The sequence below is a fragment of the Streptomyces sp. H39-S7 genome (assembly GCF_027158205.1).
In the GTDB taxonomy this organism is placed as follows: Bacteria; Actinomycetota; Actinomycetes; order Streptomycetales; family Streptomycetaceae; genus Actinacidiphila.
In genome coordinates, this window is record NZ_JAPVLU010000034.1 from 105,089 (window position 1) to 113,136 (window position 8,048).

Sequence of the window (8,048 nt, forward strand, 5' to 3'; positions counted from 1 at the left end):
GGGAGGAGGCGGCCTCCTACCGGCCGCCTCCTCCTCGCCGCTCAGCGCCTCGAGTACGCCTCGGCGTCCCGGGACCCGCTGTGCGGACCCGACTGGGCCGGTACCCGACCGGACGACGACCGGCGCGGTCCCCGGCTGAGGGTGTAGCCGCCGATCGCGGCGAGCGCGCCGAGCACACCTCCGCCCGCGGTCCACAGCCAGCGGTCGGACCACCAGCCGGACGTCCAACCGCCCTCCGGGGCGGCAAGCGCGTCCGGCTGGCCCGCGGGGGTCAGCGGGGCGGCCAGCTCGCCGCCCTCGGAGTGCGCTCCCCCGGCGTCCTTCGTCGTCGCCAGGATCTCCGCCTTGAACGGCTGGCCGAGATCGTCGGCGGGCAGATCGACGACGGTCAGCCGTACGTAGTACGCGCCGGGCAGCGGGTCGTTGGACCGGGTGTCGGCGATCGGCCGCACCGTGCGCAGTGTGCAGGTGAGGGTGACGGACGGACCCGACTCCGGGCTCCGCACCGTCCGGTCGCCGGAGACGCACGGCTGGCGGCGGCGCAGGCCGTCGTAGACGTCGATCTGCCAGGTCTGCGCGCCGTGCCGGCCGGCCTGGTCGGGCAGGGTCACCGTCGCCTTGGCGGTCGGGGTCTGCCCGGCGGCGGCCGGGAACATCCAGTACAGGTAGTCACCGGTCGAGGCGGAGGCCGTGGCCGCCTGACTCTGCCGGATCGCGGTGGCGGTGCGGAAGGCGGTGCCGGCCTCGGTGGGCGCGGCCTCGTCCTCGGTGCCGGGGCTCGCGCTGCTGTCCGTGCCGCCGCCCGTGCTGGGAGTGGCACCGGGGGTGTCGGCCAGCGCGGTCGCGGCGGGCCCGAGCAGGGCTGCCCCGGTGAGCAGTGCGGCGGTCACCAGACGTGTCGTACGCATCAGTTGCTCCTCCATACGGCGACGCGCCAGCGGGCCAGCCAGCCCCAGATCAATCCGGCGAGCAGGCCGGTGACCGCGAGGACACCGAGCAGCACCCAGCCGCGGCCCAGACCGAACGCGGCGACGTCACCGGCTTCGTCGGGGGCGTCGACCAGGTCGAGCGTCAGCTCGACGGGCAGACCAGGGGTGCGCTTGACGGCGTCCGGCGCCGAGAAGGAGTTGCTGACCTCCAGGCACACGGTGTGCGCCGCCGCGTCATCCGCGTCGTCGTCCTTCTCGGGGTAGACGTAGCGCAGCCCTGAGGACATCACGTCGGTCCGGCCGCTGCCGGCGTCCGAGCCCCGCACCAGTTCCTGGCCCTCGCCGCTGACCGCGCGCAGCAGTACGCCGTAGTCCGCGTTGACCGCCCGGTCGGAGCCGACGCTGACCGTGGCCCGCAGCTCCTGGCCGTCGGTCACCGCGACCTTGTAGTAGCGGTGCTGCCCGAACTCCTCACGGTCGGTGTAGACGCCGGGGGTGATGCCCGCCGCGTTGCCGCACTGGGCCGAGCCCTGGATCGCCTTCGGGACGACCGGCGGGGTCTGCGCCGAGCGCCGCACCAGCTGCTTGATGCGTGAGGAGAGCTGGTCGGTGTGCTGTACGGAGGTGTACGTGCCGCCGGTGGCCTCGGCGATGCAGCTCAGTTGCTTGCGGATCTTGTCGTTGGCCACCAGGCCGAGGGTGTCCACCACCAGGTGGGTTCCCTGGGCGGCGAGTTCGCGGGCGACGTCGCACGGGTCCGGCTGGCCGCAGGAGTCCTCGCCGTCGGTGATGAGCACGATCCTGCGGGTGGCGTCACCGCCCGCCAGGTCCTGGGCCGCGCCGCGCAGCGCCAGCCCGATGGGCGTCCAGCCGGTGGGGCGCAGCGTCGCGACGGCCGCTTTCGCCTCGGTCCTGTTGACCGGTCCCACCGGGTACAGCTGCTTGCTGTCCTGGCAGCCGGTCTTCATGTCCTTACCGGGATAGGTGGCCCCCAACGTCCTTATGCCGAGCCGGACATCGTCCGGCACCGCGTCCAGCACGTCGTTGAAGGCCTGCTGCGCCGCGGACATCCGCGACTTGCCGTCCACGTCGCGCGCGCTCATCGACCCGCTGACGTCCAGGACCAGGTCGATCTTGGGTGGTTCCTGCGCTGTGGGCTCGTCCGCGGCGGCGGACGCCGGGAACAGTCCGGCGGCGAGAGTCGCGGCAAGGCCGCACAGGCCGGCCGCCAGCCGTCTTTTGGTGATCATTCGGGGAGCTTAGTGACCGCCAACTCCACGGGGAAATCGAGGGCCTTGAACGGCCGTTCGCCCTGCCTCAGGCGGTCCCGGGGCCCGGCGCGAAGCGGTCGCGCAGCTCGCGCTTGAGGATCTTGCCGCTCGCGTTGCGCGGCAGTTCATCGACGAGCAGCACGCGCTTGGGCGCCTTGAAATGGACGAGTTCCGCGCGGGCGTACACCATCAGTTCGTCCTCGGTGACCTCACCGCGCGCCACGACCACCGCGGTGACCGCCTCGATCCAGCGTTCGTCGGGCAGTCCCACGACGGCGACCTCGGCGACGGCCGGATGCCCGTAGAGCACGTCCTCGACCTGCCGGGACGCGACCAGCACGCCACCGGAGTTGATGACGTCCTTCACCCGGTCGACGACGGTCAGATAGCCCTCGGCGTCGCGCACGGCGAGGTCACCGGAGTGGAACCAGCCGTCGCGGAAGGCCTCCGCCGTCTCCTGCGGCTTGTCCCAGTAGCCCTCGCAGAGCTGCGGTGAGCGGTAGACGACCTCGCCCGGTGTGCCGTCCGGTACGTCCTTGCCGTCCTCGTCGACGACCCGGGCCTCGACGAACAGCACCGGGCGGCCGCAGGAGTCCATCCGGCCCTCGTGCTCGTCCGGTCCGAGGACGGTGGCGAGCGGGCCGATCTCGCTCTGGCCGAAGCAGTTGTAGAAGGCGAGGTGCGGCAGCCGGGCGCGCAGCCGTTCCAGGATCGGAACGGGCATGATGGAGGCGCCGTAGAAGGCCTTGCGCAGCCCGCTCAGGTCGCGGTCGGCGAACTGCGGGTGGTTGGCGAGGGCGATCCAGACGGTGGGCGGCGCGAAGAGGCTGTCCGCCCGGCCTTCCTCGACGAGGCCGAAGACCGTCTGCGGGTCGGGACCCGCGATGATCGTGTTCTCCGCGCCGACCATCAGGTACGGCAGCAGGAAGACGTGCATCTGCGCCGAGTGGTACAGCGGCAGCGAGTGCACGGGCCGGTCGCCCTCCGCCAGGCCGAGTGCGGTGACGGCGCTGACGTACTCGTGGACGAGCGCGCGGTGCGTCATCATCGCGCCCTTGGGCAGGGCCGTGGTCCCCGAGGTGTACAGCAGTTGCGCGAGGTCCTCGGCCCCGACCTCCGGCGCGTCCGCCGCCGGACCGGCGGTCGGCAGCAGGGCGAGCAGCGACTCCGCGTCGTCGCGGAGCGGCAGGACGGGTACGCCGCCGGGGAGCCGGTCGCGCAGCAGCGGGTCGCTGAGCACCAGCGCGCTGCCGGACTGTCCGATCTGGTAGGCGAGGTCCGTGCCCTCCAGGTGGTGGTTGACGGGCACGTGCACCAGTCCGGCGCGCGCGCAGCCCAGGAAGCCGATCAGGTAGGCGTCGGAGTTGTGCCCGTACGCCGCGACGCGTTCGCCCGGCCGCAGGCCGCGCTCCAGGAGAACGGCCGCCGCCGCGGACACCGCTTCGTCGAGCTCCCGGTAGGTCCACGTCCGGTCCTCGAACCGCACCGCCACCCGGTCCGGCCCCCGCCGGGCGCTGCGCCGCAGCACCCCGTCGACCGTACTGCCGTGCACCGCGACCATGACGCCTCCCCGCTGGTGGACCTGCCCGGGCCACCTTCGGTCGGCACGGGTGCCCGGGTCAAGCACTGCCGCACGGTGACGCGGGTCCGGCCCCGCGCGGTCGGTGAATCGGTGCGCGCCCCTTGACCTGCGGTGCGGATCCTGATTTCTTGAAACCGTGACAGAACCGAACGATCGGTCGGGAGCGGATGGCGCCCTCCTCGACGCCGGGGAGCAGCTGAGCGGCACGGAGCTGCGGGATCTGCAGTTGCGGCGCTTGCGGGCGACCCTGCGGCACGCGTACGACAACGTCGCCTACTACCGGAAGTCGTTCGACTCGGCCGGGGTGGCGCCCGAGGACTGCCGCACGCTCGCCGACCTCGCCCGGTTCCCCTTCACCACCAAGGCCGATCTGCGCGACAACTACCCGTTCGGGATGTTCGCCGTGCCCGAGGCGGACATCCGCCGCATCCACGCCTCCAGCGGCACCACCGGCGCGCCGACCGTCGTGGGCTACACCCGCAACGACCTGGACATGTGGGCGGACATGGTCGCCCGGTCCATCCGCGCCGCGGGCGGCCGGCCCGGACAGAAGATCCACATCGCCTACGGCTACGGCCTGTTCACCGGCGGCCTCGGCGCCCACTACGGCGCCGAGCGGCTGGGCTGCACGGTCATCCCGGCCTCGGGCGGTATGACGGCCCGCCAGGTGCGGATCATCCAGGACTTCCGGCCGGACATCATCATGGTCACCCCCTCGTACCTGCTCACCCTGCTGGACGAGTTCGAGCGGCAGGGCATCGACCCGCGCTCGACGTCCTTGAAGACCGGCATCTTCGGGGCCGAGCCGTGGACCGAGGAGATGCGGCGGGAGATCGAGGACCGGATGGGCATCGACGCGGTCGACATCTACGGGCTCAGCGAGGTCATCGGCCCCGGGGTGGCGCAGGAGTGCGTCGAGACCAAGGACGGGCTGCACATCTGGGAGGACCACTTCTTCCCCGAGGTCGTCGACCCGCTCACCGACCGGGTGATGGCGCCGGGCGAGAGCGGTGAGCTGGTCTTCACCTCCCTCACGAAGGAGGCGATGCCGGTCATCCGCTACCGGACCCGTGATCTGACCCGCCTGCTGCCCGGCACGGCGCGGCGCCCCTTCCGCCGGATGGAGAAGGTGACCGGCCGCTGCGACGACATGATCATCCTGCGCGGGGTCAACCTCTTCCCCACCGCGATCGAGGAGATCGTGCTCCGCACCCCCGGCGTGGCCCCCCACTTCCAGCTGCGGCTCACCCGCGAGGGCCGGCTCGACCGGCTCACCGTGCGCGCCGAGGCCCGGCCCGGTGCGAGCCCCGAGCAGCGGGCCGCGGCGGCGGCGGCCATCGCGCAGGGCGTCAAGGACGGGGTGGGGGTGACGGTGGAGGTGGCCGTCGTCGATCCGGAGACCCTGGAACGCTCGGTCGGGAAGATCAAGCGCGTCATCGACGAACGGGAGCCGCGACCGGGCGCGTGAGCGGTCCCGGCGGCCGACGCCTCCCCCGGGCCCGCCGCGCCGGGGTCATGGCCGCCGTACCCGCCATGAGGTCGGCGGGAAGCTCCTGGCGTCGAGGCGGTCCCAGCCGGCCGGGCTCTCACCGTCCGGCACCTGTCCGGGCCCGCCCGCACGCGATACCGACAACGTGGTGAGCACCGCGGTGACCGCCGCGAGCTCCTCGGGCGTCGGGCGCCCCTTGACGACCCTGAACAGGGCCGGCGCCGTCGGGCCGTCCAGCGACGGGGCCACGGCCGCGCTCACAGCGGCGGGTTTCCGTGCTTGCGGGCGGGCAGCGTCGCGTTCTTCGCCTTCAGCATGGCCAGGGAACTGATGAGGACCCTGCGGGTGTCGGCGGGATCGATCACATCGTCGACGAGACCGCGCTCGGCCGCGTAGTAGGGGTGCATCAACTCGGCCTTGTACTCCTTGACCAGTTGGACGCGCGTCTCGTCCGGATCGTCGGCGGCCGCGATCTGCCGCCGGAACACGACGTTCGCCGCGCCCTCCGCACCCATGACGGCGATCTCGTTGGTGGGCCAGGCGAAGGAGAGGTCGGAGCCGATGGAGCGGGAGTCCATGACGATGTAGGCGCCGCCGTAGGCCTTGCGGAGGATGACCTGGATCCGCGGCACCGTCGCGTTGCAGTACGCGTAGAGCAGCTTGGCGCCGTGCCGGATGATCCCGCCGTGCTCCTGGCTGACACCCGGCAGGAAGCCCGGGACGTCCACCAGGGTGACCAGCGGGACGTTGAAGGAGTCGCACATCTGCACGAAGCGGGCGGCCTTCTCCGAGGAGTGGATGTCCAGCACTCCGGCGGAGGACAGCGGCTGGTTGGCGACGATGCCCACGACCTGCCCGCCGAGCCGGGCGAAGGTGCAGATGATGCTCTTGGCCCACCCTCCGTGGATCTCCATGAGTTCCCCGTCGTCGACGATCTCCTCGATGACCGCGCGCATGTCGTACGGGCGGCTCCCGTCGACCGGCACCAGGCTCAGCAACTCCTCACACCTCCGGTCGGCCGGATCGGCGCCCAGGGCCGCGGGCGGCGTCTCGCGGTTGTTGGCCGGGAGGAGCGAGAGCAGGTAGCGGACCTCCTCCAGGCACGTCTGCTCGTCGTCGTAGGCGAAGTGGGCCACGCCGGACGTCTCGGCGTGGACGTCGGCGCCGCCGAGGCCGTTCTGGGTGATCTCCTCACCGGTCACCGCCCGCACCACGTCGGGTCCGGTGATGAACATCTGGGAGGTCTCGCGGACCATGAAGACGAAATCCGTCAGCGCCGGCGAATAGGCGGCGCCCCCCGCACACGGGCCGAGCATCACGCTGATCTGCGGGATGACCCCGGAGGCACGGGTGTTGCGTTCGAAGATCCCGCCGTATCCGGCGAGAGCGGACACGCCCTCCTGGATCCGGGCGCCCGCACCGTCGTTCAGCGACACCAGCGGCGCACCGGCGGCAAGGGCCAGGTCCATGATCTTGTGGATCTTCGTCGCGTGGGCTTCGCCCAGCGCCCCGCCGAAGATGCGGAAGTCATGGGCGAACGAGAAGACGGTGCGCCCGTTCACCAGCCCCCAGCCGGTGACCACCCCGTCGGTGTGGGGCCTGCGGTCCTCCAGGCCGAAGCCGGTCGCACGATGTCGCCGCAGCGGCTCGATCTCGGTGAAGGTACCCTCGTCGTAGAGCAGGTCCAGGCGTTGACGTGCCGTCAGCTTGCCCTTCGCGTGCTGCGTCTCGGTGGCCTGGGGCGCGCCGCGCAGGATCGCGTCCTTGACCTCGGCGAGCTCGGTCACCCTGTCGTGCATGGTGGCGCCGTCCAGCGGCATGAACAACTCCTCTGTCGTGTCGGCCGGTTCGATCGAAAGTTCACAAGGAGTTTCGCGCCGATCCGCCACGCGCCCCTTCGAGGATTTCGCCACTCTCGCAGCGGCCTTTCCGCGTCACAACGGCCCTGACACCAAGCTGCCAGCCGCCGCGGCCTACCACTCCGGAGCTGCACGATCGCCCTTATGTCAGTTTCCTGCCAGGGGATCGAAGATCAACTCTTGGGCAGGGTCGACCCTGTTAGGTTCCCCACCGAACTCACGGAGGAGAAGCGAAAATGCGCAACAGAATCGTTCTCGCGCCGGCTGCCGCGATGGCCATGCTGACCGTGCTGACCGGCACGGCCACCGCGTCACCGTCGGACACGGCGCCGGCCGCCGGCTCCGGCCGCTCGGCCAGCATCTGTACCGATGTCCGGCTGTCCGGTTCGCTGCCGGTACCACCCGCGGGGATGTCCGCGCAGCAGGAGGTCAGCGTCGGGGCCGACTGCGTGCCGCACCTGGGCGCGGTGCGCCTGCTTCCCGCGCCGGCCCGGTCCGCGGTCCGCACCGCCGCCACCACCGGCCGTCAGGTGCGCAGCTGGTCGGAGATGTACGACTGCTGCAACATCCTGATGACGGCCCTCTACACGACGACCACATGGGACACCGTCGACAACCAGGTCTCCAACGCCGTGACCGAGGTGAGCACCCACAACAACCGCGAGCCCTGGAACGCCGGCTGGTCCGTCAAGACGTCGGGCAAGACCGAGGCCGGTGCGAAGGTCACCGCACACGCGGAGTTCGGCTACCAGGGCATCTTCGACGCCACGGGCGCCTGGTACGCGAACACCCACGACACCGCCGTGCAGTTGAACGGCGACGGCACCGCCGCCTGCCAGTTCGACATCGTCCTCCGGCACACCTTCATCGGATGGAACTCGGTGCGCGGCTGCTCCTGACCCCGGTCCCCCGTCCCCC

Annotated in this window: 7 protein-coding genes; 2 read left to right on the forward strand and 5 right to left on the reverse strand. The window is 71.4% G+C overall.

The window, feature by feature from the left end:
- Positions 1 to 41: 41 nt before the first annotated feature.
- From O3X23_RS28920 to O3X23_RS28930, 3 genes are all read right to left on the reverse strand, one after another.
- Positions 42 to 908, reverse strand: a complete 867-nt coding sequence (locus O3X23_RS28920; RefSeq protein ID WP_269274582.1) for a hypothetical protein — start codon at positions 906 to 908, stop codon at positions 42 to 44.
- Positions 908 to 2,179, reverse strand: a complete 1,272-nt coding sequence (locus O3X23_RS28925) for a VWA domain-containing protein (RefSeq protein ID WP_269274584.1) — start codon at positions 2,177 to 2,179, stop codon at positions 908 to 910. The genes O3X23_RS28920 and O3X23_RS28925 overlap by 1 nt, the downstream gene beginning before the upstream one ends.
- A gap of 67 nt (positions 2,180 to 2,246) precedes the next feature.
- Entirely contained in the window at positions 2,247 to 3,761 is a 1,515-nt protein-coding gene (locus O3X23_RS28930) for a fatty acyl-CoA synthetase (protein ID WP_269274585.1), read from the reverse strand.
- 157 nt (positions 3,762 to 3,918) lie between these two features.
- Here O3X23_RS28930 and paaK point away from each other — a divergent pair, with 157 nt between their 5' ends.
- The gene (gene paaK / locus O3X23_RS28935; protein WP_269274586.1) at positions 3,919 to 5,250 is read left to right on the forward strand and encodes a phenylacetate--CoA ligase PaaK; all 1,332 of its coding nucleotides are present in this window, start codon (positions 3,919 to 3,921) and stop codon (positions 5,248 to 5,250) included.
- 45 nt (positions 5,251 to 5,295) lie between these two features.
- Here paaK and O3X23_RS28940 read toward each other — a convergent pair whose 3' ends face one another.
- Together O3X23_RS28940 and O3X23_RS28945 are read right to left on the reverse strand one after the other, a co-directional pair.
- A complete protein-coding gene (locus O3X23_RS28940) occupies positions 5,296 to 5,532 on the reverse strand; it encodes an acyl-CoA carboxylase subunit epsilon (protein WP_269274587.1) in 237 nt (78 codons plus the stop codon).
- Positions 5,529 to 7,091: an acyl-CoA carboxylase subunit beta gene (locus tag O3X23_RS28945; RefSeq protein WP_443048004.1), complete on the reverse strand. Its 1,563-nt coding sequence runs from the start codon at positions 7,089 to 7,091 to the stop codon at positions 5,529 to 5,531. The genes O3X23_RS28940 and O3X23_RS28945 overlap by 4 nt, the downstream gene beginning before the upstream one ends.
- A gap of 275 nt (positions 7,092 to 7,366) precedes the next feature.
- Between O3X23_RS28945 and O3X23_RS28950 the strand changes: the two genes are divergently transcribed.
- Positions 7,367 to 8,029: a hypothetical protein gene (locus tag O3X23_RS28950; RefSeq protein ID WP_269274588.1), complete on the forward strand. Its 663-nt coding sequence runs from the start codon at positions 7,367 to 7,369 to the stop codon at positions 8,027 to 8,029.
- Positions 8,030 to 8,048 lie beyond the last annotated feature (19 nt).

Coding starts and splice junctions, on each gene's coding strand:
- O3X23_RS28945 (WP_443048004.1), bottom strand. CDS start 7,091: ATGCCGCTGGACGGCGCCACCATGCACGACAGGGTGACCGAGCTCGCC.
- O3X23_RS28950 (WP_269274588.1), top strand. CDS start 7,367: ATGCGCAACAGAATCGTTCTCGCGCCGGCTGCCGCGATGGCCATGCTG.
- O3X23_RS28930 (WP_269274585.1), bottom strand. CDS start 3,761: ATGGTCGCGGTGCACGGCAGTACGGTCGACGGGGTGCTGCGGCGCAGC.
- O3X23_RS28920 (WP_269274582.1), bottom strand. CDS start 908: ATGCGTACGACACGTCTGGTGACCGCCGCACTGCTCACCGGGGCAGCC.
- O3X23_RS28925 (WP_269274584.1), bottom strand. CDS start 2,179: ATGATCACCAAAAGACGGCTGGCGGCCGGCCTGTGCGGCCTTGCCGCG.